Source organism: Motilimonas pumila (assembly GCF_003596335.1).
Classification (GTDB): domain Bacteria; phylum Pseudomonadota; class Gammaproteobacteria; order Enterobacterales; family CBDFNC01; genus Motilimonas; species Motilimonas pumila.
Genome location: NZ_QZCH01000010.1, coordinates 111,415 through 130,614 on the forward strand (window position 1 = coordinate 111,415; position 19,200 = coordinate 130,614).

Annotated in this window: 6 protein-coding genes and 1 pseudogene; all 7 read right to left on the minus strand. The window is 47.1% G+C overall.

Features of this window, described 5'->3' with window-relative positions:
• Positions 1-540 (minus strand): hypothetical protein, encoded by a 540-nt coding sequence (locus D1Z90_RS09630; RefSeq protein WP_119910545.1) that lies wholly within the window; start codon positions 538-540, stop codon positions 1-3.
• 1 nt (position 541) lies between these two features.
• Positions 542-1,147 carry an OmpA family protein gene (locus tag D1Z90_RS09635; RefSeq protein WP_119910546.1) on the minus strand — a complete coding sequence of 202 codons (606 nt, stop codon included), beginning with the start codon at positions 1,145-1,147 and terminating at the stop codon, positions 542-544.
• Positions 1,140-2,450, minus strand: a complete 1,311-nt coding sequence (locus D1Z90_RS09640; protein ID WP_119910547.1) for a TolC family outer membrane protein — start codon at positions 2,448-2,450, stop codon at positions 1,140-1,142. The genes D1Z90_RS09635 and D1Z90_RS09640 overlap by 8 nt, the downstream gene beginning before the upstream one ends.
• 12 nt (positions 2,451-2,462) lie before the next feature.
• On the minus strand, positions 2,463-3,779 hold the full coding sequence (locus D1Z90_RS09645) for an HlyD family type I secretion periplasmic adaptor subunit (RefSeq protein ID WP_119910548.1): 1,317 nt from the start codon (positions 3,777-3,779) through the stop codon (positions 2,463-2,465).
• Positions 3,776-5,923, minus strand: a complete 2,148-nt coding sequence (locus D1Z90_RS09650) for a type I secretion system permease/ATPase (protein WP_119910549.1) — start codon at positions 5,921-5,923, stop codon at positions 3,776-3,778. The genes D1Z90_RS09645 and D1Z90_RS09650 overlap by 4 nt, the downstream gene beginning before the upstream one ends.
• The gene (locus D1Z90_RS09655; protein WP_119910550.1) at positions 5,924-18,928 is read right to left on the minus strand and encodes a T1SS-143 repeat domain-containing protein; all 13,005 of its coding nucleotides are present in this window, start codon (positions 18,926-18,928) and stop codon (positions 5,924-5,926) included.
• 12 nt (positions 18,929-18,940) lie between these two features.
• Positions 18,941-19,200 (minus strand): annotated as a pseudogene (locus tag D1Z90_RS09660) (IS5-like element ISVa1 family transposase); the annotation flags it as partial.

The following is a 19,200-nucleotide window of genomic DNA, read 5'->3' on the forward strand; positions in this document are numbered from 1 at the left end:
TTAGCGATAGCCCCCCTCAAATTGCGGACTCGCCAGACCTAAGCTGACTCGATTACTTTGCTGCAACTGCGAGGGAATACCGACTAGCCCCTGCGAGGCTAAGTTGTCTTGGCCTTGCTGGTTGGCGTATTTCGCAAACTCAATTCCGGCCTGCCCCACCGCTGTCTTGTTTACATACAAGTACAGCAAAGGCTGTCCAGCACGAGTAGAAAACAGTTCCGCTTTTTGTTGCTCTGAAACTTCAGCCTCAGGGTTAAACGCCGCCAATGTCAATTGAACCGGCTTTTCGCCATAATTGAGAAAGTAATCGGCGAGTATTTCATCGCTCCACTTTTTTGAGCTTAGCAGTAAGCCGGCTTTTCCCGACACTAAGTCAGCGATACCGCCCTGTTGCAACTCAATTTGCTTGCCTGAATGCTGCTGATAAGCTTTTAATAATGCACTGGCATCAAGCTGAGATTGGTTGATTAACGCTAAATTCTCTGCGCATACCCCAGCGGATATACCTATCAAGGCTAAACCAAGGATTAATGGTTTCATCTTAACGCCCTCCTTTAGCTTTATCTGCTCGCTCTTGGGAGCTATAAATATTCCATTCACTGGTAACGCTGTGTTCATTGTGGCTAATTACCGCAATGGTGCGCCGCTGACGTTTCTTTAGGTATTGGGTCAGATTAGTATCTTGGTTAAATACTTGAGTTTCAATGCGAGAGCTGCTGACGCCTTGCTGCATCAAAGCAGCTTTCACAGCTTGATTACGCCGCTCGGCTAACGCCGAGTTATAACTTAATGACCCTTCGCTGCTCGTATCCCCCACCAAAATCACTTTAGCTTGAGGCTTTTGCTGTAAAATGGTCTTAATTTCGGCCACTTGGCCTTTTTGGCTAGGGCGGATAACAGATTGGTTATAGTCAAACTCCACCACGACACGATCAATTTGATCGATAAGTGCCCATAGCGCGCAGCCTTGGTTGTCTACCGCCGCGATATCAGGTGTTTGTTGACACAAGTCTCTTTGATTAATGATGCCGTCTTGGTCGTCATCTCGCAAATCAGAGTACTGGTAAGTATCAACCTTAGGGTCAGCCATTTGCACACACGCCGCCAGAGGTAACACGGCCAACAGGGTCAATAGTTTATTACTCATGACTGATCACCTTTTGTTGCCATTGTTGCGGATAAGCCACACGCATAGAATAACCTAAGCGACCGGTTGCATTTAATAAACGGTAACTGGCCAGCCTTTGATTATAGTAAGTATCAATGTAATTTTTACGGGCCAGGAAGACTTCAACTTTAGCGTCTAACACGTCTAGTAACGACCGCCTTCCTAGGTCAAACTGTTCGATATAACCCAGTTGAGCCTGCATTGCTGAGTCGACATTTTGTTGTAATAACGCGAGCTGTTGGTATTGCAGCTCCCAGGCATTCCAAGATAAACGCGTACCTTCAGTTACCTGTTGCTCGGTGCGCATGCGAATGGCTCGAGCTTCTTGTTTACGCCAACTCGATGCTTCAGACCTTGCAGTCGTCGCACCACCATTGTACAAGTCGTAACTGACGGTCAGCATCACTCTTGCGTCTTGGTCTTTGCCCGGGATCCCTCCGATATCGTCATTGTGATTGGCGTGTACCTCAAGGTTTAATTTCGGATAGAAGTCGGCTTCTTCACGCTTCATTTCTTTATGAGCGGCGTCCATATCGGCAATAGCGGCTTTAATTTCCGGGTGGCTTTCAAGGGCCATGGTGATCGCATCTTGCTCAGAAGCCGGCAGCAGAGCTTGATCCACCTTAGGTTCAATCAGCTCTTTCGCATCACGCCCCACCAGCTTGTAAAACTCTACTTGTTTATCCATTAAGTTGTTTTTGGCCGCAATAAGCGACGACTTAGATGTCGCTACCCGAGCCGAAATTTGAGCCAAATCAGAGCGGCTGCTCAGGCCTTTTTTCTGGCGGGTTTCAATGTCTTTATACACTTGTTCATGGTCTGCGACATTACGCTCAGTCAGCTCTAAAAAGGCTTGTGCCTTAAGCAACTCGAGGTAAACCCGGGTAACATCCAAGGCGAGGTTTTCAGCGTCAGATATTAAGGTTAAGCGTTCAGACTCGGCCTCAAATGATAGCCTTTCGACTTCCGATACCGTGCCAAAGCCGTTGAATAAATTTTGTACCGCTTTAACCCCCAGCTCTTTGCGGGTTAAGTCTTCATCCACCCTGTCACCTGAGTTATATTTGGTGTCTTCGTAGCCTATTGCACCGTATAAGTTGACCGAAGGGTAATACTCCCCTTCTGCGGCACGTTTATCTTTTAAAAAAGCTGAAAATTTTGCGTATTGCTGGGCTATGATCGGGTTGTTCGACATAGCACTGGCAACCGACTCTTCTAATGTTTGGCTAAACGCTGGCGCTGACGCCAACATGGATGCAGCCAATGCAATCACTGAGCGCATGTGTTTTCCTTATTATGGTTCCCTTAACGCCGTCGCCTTTGCGCGTAACAAAGGCTTAAGCCAATAATTCAAAACTGTTTTCTTGCCAGTTAAAATATCAACACTGGCTTGCATGCCAGGGATGATTTCAAATTGCACTTGCTCGGATGACGTTTCTATGTGTGCTTGATAATAAGTGGTGCCATCTTCATCTTGTAATGCGTCAGCACTGACATAGGTCACCTGACCTTTTTCACCGCCATAAATCACAAAATCATAGGCGGTAAACTTAATATTCGCGGCCAATCCAGGGCGAATATATGCGATATCTTTGGGCTGGATCCGCGTCTCTATAATCAACTTGTCGCTCATAGGAACAATTTCCATGATGGACTCGCCCGGTTTAATAACCCCGCCCAAAGTTCGCCGAGATATGTCCTTCACCTTGCCAGCTAAGGGTGAATACAGCGCGGTTCGCTCCAACTGGTCAGCCAAAGCAGGCTGGCTTTGTTGCAACTGCACTAACTGATTTCGGGCTTTGGTCAGTTCACTTAACGCTTGTGTCCTGAACTCTCGAGCCAAATTTCGCAAATCGGTAATGGCTTCATCACGAGCCGCAGACAGTTTATTTTCATTCAGGCGCGAGCTGCTGACATCACCTTTAAGGCGAATTTGATCCCGTTGCAGTTTCAGTAACTCAACTTCCGCAATGGCACCACTTTCGACGCTGGCAGCGGTTAATCTAAGCTCTTCATTCACCAAACGCAGACTTTGCCGTAAGGTCGTCGTATGACTTTTTGCTTCATTAAGCGCCTGCACCGCTTGTTCTATCTGTTGTTGCTCTTGCTCCAAGCGTGCAGTCAGTTGCCCTAACCTTTCTTGGTATTCAGCTTGTACCCTAAGACTAGTCAAAGAGTTTAGGTTTTCCACTTTTATTTCAACAGGTTGAACAACCACTCTGTCTTGCCATTTAGGCAAGGTTTTATCCAGCAAAACGCTCTGCAACTCTGCTTCTAAGCGCACAATTTGACTGATGAGCGCTTGCTCTTGTTCTGCGCCTTCCTGAAAAGCGGCTTTAAAGCGAGTATTATCTAGCGTTGCCAGTAACTGGCCTTCTTCCACTACCTGCCCTTGTTTGACATTAACATCGGTTAAAATGCCCCCCTCTAAACTTTGAATTTGCTGAATGGCTTGCGCCGGTACGACTTTTCCTTCGCCCACTACCACTTCATCCAATTCGGCCCAGTGAGCCCATGCCACTAGGGTGATAATCAATGCCAGGAAAATCCAAATAATACGGCGCGAGCGGCGCGCTTTAATTTGCTGCTGCCAGTACAAAGGAGTACTCATGCTTTACTCCTGCTTACCTTGACCGATTTGACCCGACCAGCACTGCTTTGTTTTGAGGGCTCGACGGGGGTAACGTTTGCCGCAGGCGGCAATACCTGCTCTTTGGGCCCATCCGCTATCACCTTGCCTTGCTCCATGATGATAACGCGATCGCACAGCGCTAAAACTGCAGGCTTATGTGTGACCACAACCATGGCGCACTGTGCTTGAGCTAACCCTTTGAGAACATGTCGTTCGGTTTGCTGATCCATGGCACTGGTAGGTTCATCTAACAACAATAATTGTGGCTTGCGTAATAAGGCTCTGGCCAAGGCAACGGTTTGCCTTTGGCCACCGGATAAACAGCGACCAAACTCTCCGACCTGACTCTCTAAACCGGCGCTCAGCCTGCCAATGATGCTGGCAACACCAGAATCAAGGAGGACCTTACTTAAATGCTGTTCGTCGAGGTGCTGACAACCCGCAGTGATATTTTCAAGCACTGAACCAAAAAATAACTGAGGTTGCTGTGATACCCAGCCAGTATGTTGACGGACTAAGCTAGGCGGCCATAATTTTGCGTCGATGTCGTCATAGTTTAATTGCCCTTGACTAGCAGAAAGCTGATTAGCAAGCAGTGCTAATAAAGTCGACTTGCCGGCCCCAGCAGAGCCAAGTACTGCCACTTTCTCACCGGGCTTCAAACTCAAGTTTATATCCTGCAATACCCACAAATCTTGGTCAGGATATTGAAAAGCCACATTTTGTAATTTAATGCGCCCACTAAACTGGCTATTTTGTACCACTTGGCCATCGCTATTTTCTTGCTCTAATGCCATCACAGCTTCCAGACCTTGAATCGCTGAGCGCGATTGCTGGTAACGCAATAACAAACCAGAAACTTGATTGACCGCACTGGCGCTGCGACCACTGAGCATCACTATGGCAATCAAAGCGCCCATGCTCAAGATGCCTTCAGCGATTTGATAAACCCCCACAACAATCAGACCTATGGTCACTAAATGCTGGCTATTCATGACGAAGTGGGTAACAAAGCTTGAGGTTTGCTTTGCTTTAATATTCCAATCGGCCAGGGCTGCCACCGTTTGTTCCCAACGCCGCTGCGCTTCACCTTCACCATTGATCTGTTTGGTTTCTACCAAGTTATTCAAACTTTCAACCAGGTGTGCCTGACGCGCGGTAGATAGCTTGCCCGTTTCTTCAAGAGCCTGTTTCACCTTAGGTTGCACCGCTAAACTTAACAGTAAAACCACGCACATGATGCTGACAGGAATAAATACCATGTAGCCCCCGAGCCAATAAATCAGGCCAAAGAATAACAAGGTGAAAGGCAAGTCGACCAAGGTCACCATGGTGGCGGAGGTAAGAAAGTCTCTGACGCTGTCGAACTCTTGAATTTGTTTACTGAAGGCACCCGCAGATTGCGGCCGTTGTGACAGCTTCATGCCCATGGTTTTAGCAAATAATTGCGAAGATAGCGCCAAGTCCACTTGCCTGCCAGCCATGTCCGTTAAATGACAGCGCGCTTGTCGTAAAATCCAGTCAAAGATTAATGCCAAGAGCGCGCCCGTCGCTAATACCCACAAGGTATCAAATGCTGCGTTAGGCACCACTCTGTCGTACACATTCATGGTGAACAAGGGCACCACAAGGGCCAGTAAATTGACCAATAAAGACGCTAGAATTAAGTCGCGATACCAAGGTTTCACTTGATCCATCGCCGCCCAAAACCAATGTTTATAGCTTGACTTCTGATACGGCTCAACGCGAGGGTCCGGCGACTGTTGCGCCGAGACTCGCCACACTTGCTCGCAATCCATAAGCACTTGTTGGCGCGGCAATGTCACTTCAACCTGCTGCGAGCAATCGTATAAAATGAAGTGGTCACCTTCTATTTGGGTCACAATGACCGGCCCTTGTGCGCCTTGTAACAACAGGGGTAGATTATCGCAAGTGATATCACTGAACTCAGCCAATTGCCCGTGTAAACCAGCATTGGCTAAGGCACGAGACAAGTGCTCTGCGGTTAAGCCTGATTGACCTAGGGGTAACCCAGCAAGCACCTTAGACAAGTGGCAGCGCTTAGCAAAATGTCGAGCCAGATAGCTGACCGCCTCAGTCCATGGCGTAGAGGTTAATTGCATCTAGCTTCCTTGTCCGGTGATAATGGTCTCGTCGGTTAATAAACGTTGCAAGATATCAGCCTCGGTTGCGCTGCCTATGGATTCGCCATACAAAGCTTCCAAACTGATGTCGGTTAACTCAATCGTTTGAGTAATATCAGTGCCGGCAGGTTTAATTTCGATGGTGGTGCTGCCGGCGTTTTCTTGCAAGTCAATCAACACATCCAACTCAGTTCCTGTGCTGGCTGCTTGTCCGATTAATAGCTGGGTGAGATCGATACTGTCTTGGCCCACGCTAAATTGATTAATGACATCAGCTGCCGGGGTCAGCGCTGAACCTGCATCGGTTAAGTTAAAGATAAATGCATTTTGCCCACCGCCACTAGTGATGACGTCATCACCCGCACCGGCATTGATAATATCGTTATCTGCCGAACCATTGATAACGCCAGTGTCGGCAACCACTGAAACCTCAATAAACTGCTCTTCTCCCACGGCCTGATCGCCATTGAGCTCAGCTACAGGGATGATGCCTAATGTGAAGTCTTGTGCACTCACCGCCCCCGTCATCATTATGCCGTCGACGTCATCTAACATGACTTTCCACTGTTCGCCGTCAACACTGCCTTTGTCAAAAGTCACTCCCGCGGGGGCACCAGTGATATAGATATAACCCTGCTCATTGACGGGATCAGGGTTAACTAAACTTAAGTCCAACTTAAGTGGCACGCTGGTATTTTCTGTAATCACTATATTGTTAGCAAATGCGGTTAACTCAGGTTCGTCTAGTACCGGCACCAGATCCAACGTCATATTGTGTAAGCTTGGATCGCCTAAATCAGACTCAAGCTTGCCGCCAACAATCGCCTCGTCTTTGGTTCCTAGCCCTACCGTTAAATCAAAATGGCCAAATGCAGAATCACCGGTAATCAGCTCAAAGCCGTCTACTTCCGTCGTTTCAAGTAATAACGTCGCGGTCGCTTGCTTGCCCGAAATGAAAAAGCCAGCTTCCTGGCTTCCCACTCGAATACCCACTAAGCCATCAAATGCTGTTGCATCTGAAGCGTCAAAGTTCACCGTGACAGTTAAACGCAGCAGCTCATTGCTATTCGTTTCAAGGCTTTCTCCTTTTAACTCAACAAACGTAATATCACCCTCTGCGCCGGTTAAGGCATCGGGCGCAGAAAATATCTGAGTATCATCACCCTCGGGTAGCACTTCTAAAACAAAGTCCCCACTAGTGGTCACAAAATCTGTGGTGCCTTTTTCATAAGTAATGACTTCGATGCTCATTGGAATATCACCGCTGAAGTCTAGCGGCGGCTTGATAACGATATTTGCCAAGTCTGCTTGCTCAACGCTCCAACGGAAAGTGCCTTTACCTTCAAAGCTGCCGCCGTCCAAGCCATTATTTGGTACCTCGGTATAGCTGCCATCACCGTTATCACTAGCCACCAGCGCCCCTGCAGGCACGCCTTTAATTACAATAGACATAGTTTCAGAGCCATCATCATCGACAAAGTCGACCACTGGCGTTAAAGGAATGTAAGTGTCTTCATCACCGCGGGCTTCCACATCACTAATGTTGGCGTGATCCGTAACAGGCAATACATCAAAAGTTAACGTGCTATTGGTCTGACCAGAGTCGGTGACATCACCACCATCACAACCTTGCGCAACATCCGTCACCTGAGTTTGAATATCAATATTGATCGGGCCGGAGTAATTTCTAGGCGGCAAATATGCAATTTGGTCAATTTTATCGAAATCATGCACTTGCCATGTATCTGGCGACGAAGACACTTTTGTTGCCACGCTAGGCAACGCCAATATATGACCACCGTCGTTGAGCACTAAAAACATGTCTGTGACGCTTTCGATGCCTTCTCCAGGAATATTAGAGTCTGCAAAGGTAAAGCTCAGGTCGAGGTAAGTCGGAGTATCTTCAATTATTTCTGTTTTATCTGAGCTAACAATCACGCCATCAACCACCGGAGCGATCGCTAACGTCAAGGTTTGGAACTCGGTTAAAGTATCTCCGCTGTCGCTATCTGTGGCGATAGCGGTAATAGGAACAGTCATCTTGCCCGCAAAATCAGGGTCGATATTAGTCACTACTAAACCAGGAATATCTTTTTCTAAGAATAAGTACTGCACCACGACTTTGCCGCTATCGTCATAGTCCGCCTTTATTCCAGGGCCCGATAGCACTGCACCATGAGGTAAGTCCTTGGCTAACACTCTAAAGCTCACAACATCATTGTCGTCACCTTTAACGTTAGGGTTAAGATCAGCTCCGGCAGCAACAGGGCTATCTTCTTGACCATCAATGCATGGCACCGTTTGTAGGTCATCAATATCACTGGCGTCGCTGTCGGCCTTATCTTGCGTAAAGTGTACTTGGATGTTGGTGACAATCATCTCGGCATCTTCGCCGTCTATCACTCGGGCGTTAATGATTAAGCTAGAAGGACTGTCAGTCGCTTTGCTGGAGACGACCGTGGCATTAGCCAGAATATCAGCCAAGCTTTCCATTACGCTGTCTGAGGTTAGGCCCGTCGCTGGAATATACCAACGACCGTTGCCGTCATGAATGGCTTCGTTGGGATGTGAGATATACCAGTCGGCTGCATTGGGCGCCTGAATAATGATGTAGTCGAGATACTCTGAACCATCATTGTCCATGTCATTGAACCCAACCATGCCAGACAAATTGATCGGGCTTCCATCATCACTGACCCTTACTGTGGCATCCGCCACTAGTCGGGTAATATCCTCGATGGTTTCATTCTCCGGAGACACTAAGTCCTCAACTTGTGCCGAAACTGCAATGACCACATTATCTGCGTAACTCGCAGTTACCGTTTCACCCGTTTCTGAGGTATCGGTAATGGTGTAGCTCACATCAAAAGTAAAATTACCACTGGCGTCTTCCTGCGCGGTTACCGCTAAACGTTGACTCGTCAACAACTCAGTTAAGGTTGGACTGGTCACATCTAATAGCGTAGCCAAGTCAACAGGCACACTGATTGGGCTGCCATCCAGGTATAAAGTCATACCCGCTGGCATATTATCAATGCTAAAAGCCGTCACCGTTTCACTGCCATCGATGTCAGCCCCAATGTTAGGCAAAATGGATAAATTGATAAGCCTGTCTTCGATGCCTTCAGCGTAAAGATCTGAATTGGAATCATTGGTATCAACCGCTGGCGTGATATTGATATTCAAGTCGAGTAAGAATTCACTGTCGTTGGTTTCACCATTTGGATCGCCATCGGGTTCACTGTCGCCATCTGGCTCGGTCACAACGATTTCAAGTTTGAGGTTAACTTGGCCACTAAAATCTTGTTTAGGTTTGAGATATAACGCGCTGATCTCAGCTTGCGTAACTTGATATACAGGTAAACCTGTGACCTCATCAATGTGAGCAACCTTCACGCTTGCCGGATCGCCACTACTGTCTGTTAGGCTAAAGCCTTCGGGGACGCCACTTAACAAAATATTGATAGATTCTGAGCCATCATCGTCTTCTGTCGACAGCTGCACATTAAGCTGAATAAGCTCATCTTCAAACCAAACTTTGGTATTGGTGATGGTTTGACTGTCATCATCAAACGTCCAGTCGCCTCCCGCGATAACAGTGGGATCATCCACCACGCCTTTGAGCAATACTTCGAACTCTTTTTCGACTGACTCAGCCACCGCGCTGGCGGGGTCTGGGGCAATACCATCTTGCGTGCTTTCCGTAGCCAACGCTTTCACGCGAATCTTAAATTGACCACTGACAGAACTGATATCTTCTTTTGGTAATAGCCCGACTTTACCGGCGCTAAGGTCGTCGTTAGACACCACAAATACACCGCTGCCAAGACTAGTTACCAAGCCACCATCGACGCTGACTACTTGCCAATCGTCTGGCACTGTAAACTGAAATGATAAACTTTCACTGCCGTCTATATCCGTCAGTTTTCCGCTGACAACATCATTTAATATAATGACTTCGTCTTCGAGGCCTCTCACGTCTTTGACGGTTAACTCAGGAGTATCAGCCACCGGCTTAACGTTAAAGGTCACTTCTTTTGGCGGTAACAATTGCGCAGTGTCAGCATTGTCTTTTTCGGTGCTGATAGGGCTGATCACAAAGCGTAATTGACCGGCTAGGCTTTCTTCAACTGTTCCGTCAAACTTAACGGTTAGTAAGTCTGCTTCGCTGGCACTAATAATGTCGCCATCAGCAATGGCTGTGCCATTTAAAGTGAGCTCTAGGCCAGCTTCTATATCGCTTATTTGATAAGACAGCACCTCTGAATCATCGTCTATCGACGCATCAAACAAATCGGCTTTGAGAGTAACTTGAGTTGCCCCACCATCTTCCTGTAAATCGTAACTGTAAACGGATACGGCATCATCCCAAACGGGTACGTCAGCAATAGAATTAACGGTGATGTCATAATTCTGGGTTAAATCTAAGCCATTTTTAATATCGGCAGAAATACCTAAAGTAATGCTTTGAGAGTAATCCGAACTGTTAAGTAAAGGCGTGAAGACTAAGTCGCCTTTTGGTACATAAACCCCACTGCCTAGGGGAGACTCTTCAATTTGGCTGGCTAACAGTATTAACTCATCTGTCGCAGGGTCATAAGCAACCAATGGGCTGCCATTGAAAGTCAGGGTGCCACCTTTCAATGAGGCTTGATCAAAGCGGATCTCCGTGACTTCTTCATCGTTATCTTTGTCTCCTACGGTCACCTTTAGATCAAGCAGCAAAGGTTGATCCTCACCTGTTTCAGTGGTGGTCAAAATAATCTGCCCTTTTTCATCCGCCACTAATATGTCTAAGAAAGAGGACCTTTCATCGCCATCATTATCCTGAATCACGTATTCAACAATCTTATTAATAGCAAAACCCGGACGTTCAGTGATGACGCTCTCCAGTTGCACTTGACCGTCAGCTGAAACCACTAAAGTTGCATAACTTACGCCATCATTGTCGATCAGGGTGATGGTATCGCCAGGAGCATAAGTCACGCTATCGACAATCACCCGGTTAATTGCCCCTCCGTCTTCCCCCACGTGCTTATCAATTTCTAAATCAAGGCTTTTACTCTGACCTTCGTACAAGATGATGTCATTCAATCCCATGGTTGGAGCATCATCTTTGAACGCTATGGTAACTTCAGAAGCAAAACTTGGCGCAAGGTCAATATCACCATCAGCATCTAGCGCTTCAATGTCTAAGTTGAGCAATAAAGTGTCATCGTTACCTTCTGCTTTATCATGATCGAGCGGTCCACGTAATTGGGCGTCTATAGTGCCGTCGAGGTTAAAGCGAATACGAAAAACTTCATTGCCATCCGCTTTGGCCACCCACCATCCATCATCATTGGCTGAACCATTAAACTTCACCGCGGCACCGCCACTGGTAATCCCCGGGATAATGGCACCTGCTAAAACGGGACGAATTTCTACCACATCATCACTGCCGGCATTAATGGTTATGTCAACTTGGTCTTTGTCTTTACCCTCTTGTTCAACCACGTTTTCATCTAAAACGATATTTTCAGTCACCCGAATAATGGGCCTTAAACCGTCCCAAATTTCTAGGTTTGCTTGCGCCGCTGCTGTTGAGCCATCGCTGTCTGTGACTATTAACGGTAGGCTGATATCAAGCTTTTGATCATTGCTAACAGGTAAATGATCCACCGCTTGCTCTAAGCTAAATGTCATCGTCACTTGTTGCGTCTCACCTGGGCTAACGATGGTTGATGGTGGCAGCTCCAAGGTAAAAATAGTGTCCCCAGATAGCGTGACACCGGAATACAAACCACCAGCCCCCACAAACCAATTGACGGCTTCGCCATTGTGAGTCAGGTAAGAGCCGTCTGTTAGTTGTACTTGACTCCCTGAAGTCACGTCGAGATCTAACGCCATAATAGGGTCTTGCGAAGCCGTTATGTTGACCTTGGCGTTGTCGGTATTGCTCAAACCTGCTGGAACGTCTGGGGAAACCGACTCAGGCACCTCTGTCACCACCATATCTTCGGTATTGATAAATGGCGCAGGAGAATCTTTGATACTAATAATAAAGGTACTGTCAATCGTATCTAAGTCACCATCTTGAATGCTCACCACCATAGGTAAAGCAATAGGATCTTGAGAAGCCTTAATGCTGTCGACTTGATCAATCGCGCGTAACAAGGTCACTTCATAACTCAAGTCACTGCTTGCCTGCGGGTTAAGCGAACCTAAAAGCTCCACTGTAAATACGTGTTTATCGGCGTCGTTGACATCACTTCCGAGGTAAGCAATTAACACATCACCGACAACTGCATAATTAACTGGCGCCGCGCCCGCAGTTATCTCAGGCTGTTTACTAGGGTCGAACCAAGCTTGTGCCACATTATCACTGCCCGGGTTCACCGCAATGGTACCGGTATCCACTACCGGGCCACTGGCAAGTTCAGCTTCATCCAAAAATGCAATACCAGGGTTCGTTGCGCTCGGGTCCATGCCGTCACGCACTGCCCAGCTTAGTTCGCCAGTTTCAATAGGGGTGCCATCTTTATCTTCGGCTGCAATTGACAATGGGAAGGTCAGTGTTTCCAATAAGTCATGATCTAACGGTAAATACTGCGTAAAAGTCACGCTAGCTTGCAAAGAACCTGCGCTGTCAGTGGCTGCAATATCAAATCGAAAGACTTCACCGGATAGTGTTTTACCTATGATAGTTTTATTGTCGCTACTGAATTCATAAGCGATGGCTTCGCCATTGCTGCTCGCTTCGACGCCAGATAAACCGGCAATAGATGCGAAGCTGAAGTGCGCAGAATCAGGGGCTAAATCGTCTGAGCCGGCATCAATCATAAAGGTTTTTGTGTTTGAATCTGGTACGCTGACAGTCGGCTCAACAGATTCTGTATTCGTGCTGACCATGCTGCCTGCTTCACCATCCGTAATACTGATCACCACGTTCGCCGCGTCAGTATCGCCGTCTGTATCGACGATGGCATAAGAGAACTCAAGCTGTGGTATAGCGCCATTGCGGTGATCTAGATTTCGAGCAACGTCTAAAGTCCATTCTCCGAACACGGTTACCGTCAACACTCCTTTGTCTGTTACAAAGGAAGCTGGACTGGCTAAGGTCACTTCTTGAGTGACGCCATTGAAGGTCACACTCTGGAGTAACGGCTCGCCATCAATGGCACTATCATTGTCTAGTAGCAGCCCCATTGCCACAGTTGCTTCAACCGCGTTGGCTTGATCATCCTGAGCGTCAGGCGGCACATCTCTAATATTAACTGCTACGGTCACGTTAACTAACTCAGAAGTACCATCGGCATCATTTTGCAACGCTTCTACATGAATAAATGCAAAGCTATCTGCTTCCCCTAGCGCTTGATCCACGGGCTTAAACAAGGTGACCTTAACCGTACTTGAAACGGGATCTAACAGTGCACTCATGACCAGTTTACCGTCACCGTCGCGGCGTATTTCCAGTTGCATACCGTCTGCGGCAACATACACACTGGTTGCTTGCCCCTCTGAAGATATATCTTGCAGCGCATCTTGTGAGTCAGATAATGTGAGATCGGCATTATCAACATTTAAGCTAATTGAACTCGACTGTGAACCAAAATTAAAGTTACTTTCTAAAAAGCTCACAATGTTAGGCTGATAGATATCTGGGGTCTCATCACTGGCCAAGTTCCCCGCCTTATCTGAGACGCTGGCGACGATAGAGATCACTTTGTTCGTGTCTAACCGAGAAACATCAATTCCCGCCACCACCCAGTTTCCGCCACCGTCTACCGTAGCATTATAATTTTGTGTTGCACCCGACTCATCCGTCAGTATCAGGGCTACCGTTTGGCCAGGCTCAGCATTCGTCGTCCCTCGGATCTCGTCCGTAGTGCCATTGATAAACTCATGGACTTTAAAGTCGCTGCCAAGTTCGATGTCAATATTGAGTTCGGTCTCTTTGATGGCAGTATCTGTTGCAGTTGCGGGGTTTCCCGCTTTATCATTTGCGTTAACGCTGAGCGTCAATTCACCGTCCGCTAAACCGGCAACATCGATGCCAGTCACTTGGTAACTGCCAGCCGTTACCGCCACAGAACCTGAGATAGCATTGCCATCCACATCCGTTAAAGTCCAACTGACTAATTGGCCTTCTTCAATCTCACTGGCATTACCTTGAATGGTCACAAGAGCTGCAACTTCCGCAGCATTAAGATAGTCATCACTGCCTGAAACTATTTCAGCAGTGATGCTTGCAACGGTATCTTTCGAAGTTATATCACTGGCATTGGCTGAGTTACCCGCCACATCTGTTACACTGGCCGTTGCCATAATATGGCTGACGCCATCGAGCAAACCGGTTAAGTCCACGCCAGGCAGCTGCCAAGCACCGCCCACTACCGTTGTGGTAAAAGTCAAAGGAGCAGACACACCATCGCTCACAGTGATAGTGACAAGCTGACCATTTTCCACGTTGGTCACTGTCCCCTGTATCGGTACAGCGGTAGACTCCGCCGCATTAATTACATCATCAGCCCCTGCTTCTATACTAATTGAGATGTTAGCCAACACATCTTTTACTGCGCTGGCGCTTGCGTTCGCGGGGTTACCGGCTAAATCAACAACGCTCGCATTTACCGTGATATTAGTGTCTTGATAGCCCGTTAAATCTAAGGCTGGGTGAAGCCAGGAGCCATCCGCTTGTACTGTGGCAGTGTATTGTGCAGACGTGCTACTGCCATCGGTAATAGTAAAGCGAACCTCTTTACCCACTTCTACGTCTTGAGTTTGTCCAAAAATCACAACCGCAGGCGCTTCTGCGGCATTGATAATGTTATCACCATTGGTTTCAATGCTGACGGTTAGCTTACTGAGTGTATCTTTGATAACCGTGTCGGTCGCCGTCGCAGTATTACCGGCAAGATCAACGACGGTCACAGTGGCCGTAAGGGGGCCATCGTCAAAGCCTGTAAGATTGAGCCCCGTGCTTTGCCATTTTCCCGCTATCACAGTGGCACTACCTGAAGCACTTTGCCCTTTGCTGTCAGTCACCACAACATTCACTTGTTGGCCGTCTTCAATATAAGTTACTGTGCCAGAAATAGTGGCATTGGCCGACTCTGCTGCATTTAATCTGCCGTCGCCATTGGTTTCAATAATGATGGTGGTTTGCGCTAAAACGTCTTTAAGCGCATCATCCTGGGCAATGGCCAGATTTCCCGCTTTATCCTCCACTTCAGCGGTGACCTTAAAAGCCCCTTCTTCAATCCCTGACATATCAATATTATCCAAGGACCAGACTCCCCCGGTCACCACTGTAGTATCGCTGAAGGTGTTGCCATTAGCATCCAACAAGGTCAAAGTAACTGTTTGGCCATCTTCCACGTTGGTGACGTTACCGAACACTCTGGTATTATCGACCTCATCGGCATTTAACGTATTATCACCAAAGGTTTCGATGTTAACAGTGATGCTCGCTTGAGTGTCTTTGATAATTTGTGTGCTAGCTATAGCCGTGTTGCCCGATTGATCCGTCACACTCGCTTGCGCTTGCAAAACGCCATCTGCAAATGCAATCAGATTGGCGCTCGAAATAAGCCATTCTCCGGCATTCACCGTGGTCGTAAATACTTGACTTACACCCAAGCTATCCGTCACCGTGACGGTAACAAATTGACCATCTTTGATACCGGTTGCAGTGCCCGATAAATCTTCATTATCAGCTTCTATTGCATTGAGCAGGCCGTCACTTGTTTGCTGCTCAAACATTATCGTGACGCTAGCTGTCGCATCTTTATTCACCTGAGTGCTGGCATCTGCAAAATTGCCGGCGACATCACTGACGCTCACAGTAAACGCCAATTCACCGTCAGCCACCTCTGACAAGTCTAAATTATCAAATTGATAACCAGAGGCGGTAGTTTGAGTGGTAAAGGTTAAACTCGTCGTGCCATCTGACACCACTAAGGTAACGGTTTGCCCTAGTTCGACGTCACTCACTGAGCCATGAATATTAACCTGCTCAATTTCGCCGCCGTTAAGAATGTTATCGCCACCACTTTCAACTTCTATCGTGATATCTGCTTGGGTGTCTTTATTCGCGCGCGAAGTCACAACCGCACGGTTACCCACTCGGTCATAAGTTGTCGCAACCGCGACGATTGGGCCGTCGGCTAAGCTTGACAGATCACTTGCGGGTACCTCGAATAAACCAGCAAATACTTTAGAGACGAACACCATCTGCTTGCCATTTCTGTCGGTAACAAGAATGTCGACTTCTTCGCCATTTTCGACATTAATAACATTCCCCCACAGGCGAGTATTGGGCGCTTCTTGGCCATTAATAATGCCGTCACCGTTGGTTTGAATATTGAGGCTGATGGCGGCAAAAGAATCGATCCTAACCGTTTCAGTTGCTATCGCAATATTACCTGCGGTATCTGTCACGGTCGCGACGGCACCAAATAAACCGTCACTAAAACCGGTTAAATCTAGGCCTGTTAGTACAAAACGTCCGGCGACAACAGTCGCTTCAACTGCCCCAATTTTGCCATCAGAATCCGTTGCAACAAGCTTTACCGTGCTACCATCTTCTACCCCGACCACTGAGCCAACAGCGGTGACACTGTCTTCTTCATCAGCATTTAGCCAACCATCCCCGCCATCCCAAATAACGAAACTGATCTCTGCCAAAGTATCTTTGGCAACATCGGTGGAAGCGCTGGCAGGATTACCCGCAAGATCTTTGACTTCTGCCGATAATGACAACTGACCGTCAGTCAAACTGGTTAAATTAGCATTTGGCAACTGCCATTGGCCATTGCTGATAACGGCGTCAAACGACAAGGCTTGACTATCATCACTGACCTTAACAGTCACCACTTGGCCATCTTCAATATTACTTACGGCTCCATATATGTGCGTCCTTGGACTTTCAAACATATTAATAATGCCATCGCCACCCGAGTCGATGTTGATATTGATGCTCGCTTTTGTATCCTTAATTATGGTACTGCTAGCGCGAGCTGGATTGCCGGCTAAATCTGTAGCCTCTACGGTGGCGGTTAATACGCCATCGGCTAACCCAGTGAAGTCTTGCGTCGCCACTTCCCAACGACCAGACTCGACTACTGCGTTAAACTCCAGCTGCTTACCCGATTCATCGGTCACGGTAATGAGGGCTATTTGCCCGTCTTCTATGCTGTTAACCGAACCGAATAAAAACTCATTATCAACTTCAAATATGTTGAGCATGCCATCGCTGGCATTTTGTTCAAACTGAATAGTGATGATGGCTGTACCATCTTTTATCATTGAGGTGCTCGCCTCTGCAGGGTTTCCCGCAAGATCCGCAGTCCTGATTAGGGCACTAATATTACCGTCAGCGAGGCTAGAAATATCACTTTCTATACTCCAAGACTGTTGTGATACCGAGGTTGAAAATACAAGTTGCTGACCGACTGAATCGACTAAAGTGATCAAAACCTCTTGGCCATCTTCGACAAAATCAACGTCACCATACAACTTGGTTAACCCACTTTGTTGAGCGTCAATCACATCCGTTGGGTCCAAATCAACAAATGCAGAGATCTCTGCCAAAGTATCTTTAATTACTTGGGTCGATGCGAAAGCTTGATTACCGTTAAGATCAGTTACAGATGCTGCGAACTGAAGCTCCCCTTCATTTAATAATGAAAGGTCGGCAGCATTAAGCTGCCACGTTTGGTTGGTGACCGAAGCCTTGAAATTGAGTGTTTGCCCTGCACTATCTGAAACCAAAACAGAGACCAGTTGGCCATCTTCAACACTGGTCGCGTCACCAAAAATGTTAACCGCTGGCACTTCAAATCGGTTCTCAACGCCATCCCCCCCACTTTCTACATTTATGGTTAAGCTGGCAAATGAGTCTTTAACTAAGCTATAAGTATCTACCGCAGGGTTGCCTGCTAAATCTATAGTGCTCGCAACAACAGTAATTTCACCATCAATTAAAACTGACGTGTCTAGATTTACCTTCCATTGTCCATCAATCACCTCTGTGGTTGTTTGTAGGGTGGTACCTAAGCCATCTTTAAGAGTGAGGCTAACCGGTTGCCCCTCTTCGACATAATCAACAGTCCCAGCAATCTCACCTTGGCTCAAACTTGCTTCTATTGTGTTAATAACACCAGTATCAATATCAATTTCAGCAAGGGTATCTTTTAATACATCCGTTCGCGCTGACGCTTCGTTGCCAACTAAATCCTTTACCGTGGCATAAAAATACAGTTCTCCTTCGTTCAGAGAACTCAAATTCGCATCATCAACTTGCCACTTTGCCGCCTCCACTATTGCCGAGAATGTCAGAGTCGACTCTAAGTCTGTCACTAAAACACTGACGACTTGACCGTCATCGATTGCAATTGCTTCTCCGTATATGTCGACAGAAGGGATCTCAAAACGGTTTTCGACCCCGTCGCCTCCGCTATCTACTTCAATCGTCAATTGCGCTTGTGAATCCTTAATAACCTGTTTAGTAGATTCAGCAGGGTTACCTGCTATATCGACTGTCGAACTCGTTATATACAAAACACCGTCAGCTAAATCAGAAAGATCTTCTCTCAATGACCAAAGCTGCTGTTCCACAGTTGTGACAAATGAGAGGCTGACGCCGAGTTCATCACGGACATTGACCATTACTCTTTGGCCATTCTCCACAAAATCAACGTCTCCATGTAATAATGTCAAGTAGCTATCTTGTTCATTAATCCCAAAGCTAGTCTCATCATCGCCCACTTCAAGGGTTATGCTTGCTAAAGTATCTTTTATCGTCGTGGTAGTTGCAGTAATACCCTTGCCAATGGCATCGTATACCGTACTAATAACTGTGAGTTCACCGTCTGACAAAGCGGTTAGGTTTGCAGCATTGATATCCCAATATCCAGTATCGGCATATACTTGAAATGAGAGAGTGTCATAGTTTATATCGGCGTTGTTGATCAAATAGTTTTCAGTGCGACAAAGGCTCATGCTGTTCACATTTCAGACCGCTGATTTTCTTTCAGGCATACCAAGCCTGATAACTTTGTTTACCGCTTTTACGTTTGCCAACGCTTCTCCCACTTGACCGTTGTAGCACCGTAGTGAAAGCTTTCCGCTCGTCAGTCCCTTGAATCTTGACATCGCTGTTTCCGACAATGAGCGTGCATGATAGCCAGCACTCTTTTTCCATTCTTTTAGCTCATCAGCTTTAAGAGCGGATACTGCTTCGTTTCGAGGATGTCCTTCTTCCCAAAATGCCG

Bases quoted from the DNA above. Each gene is read 5' to 3' on its own strand.
- D1Z90_RS09630 (WP_119910545.1), bottom strand. From the start codon at position 540: ATGAAACCATTAATCCTTGGTTTAGCCTTGATAGGTATATCCGCTGGG.
- D1Z90_RS09635 (WP_119910546.1), bottom strand. From the start codon at position 1,147: ATGAGTAATAAACTATTGACCCTGTTGGCCGTGTTACCTCTGGCGGCG.
- D1Z90_RS09640 (WP_119910547.1), bottom strand. From the start codon at position 2,450: ATGCGCTCAGTGATTGCATTGGCTGCATCCATGTTGGCGTCAGCGCCA.
- D1Z90_RS09645 (WP_119910548.1), bottom strand. From the start codon at position 3,779: ATGAGTACTCCTTTGTACTGGCAGCAGCAAATTAAAGCGCGCCGCTCG.
- D1Z90_RS09650 (WP_119910549.1), bottom strand. From the start codon at position 5,923: ATGCAATTAACCTCTACGCCATGGACTGAGGCGGTCAGCTATCTGGCT.
- D1Z90_RS09655 (WP_119910550.1), bottom strand. From the start codon at position 18,928: ATGAGCCTTTGTCGCACTGAAAACTATTTGATCAACAACGCCGATATA.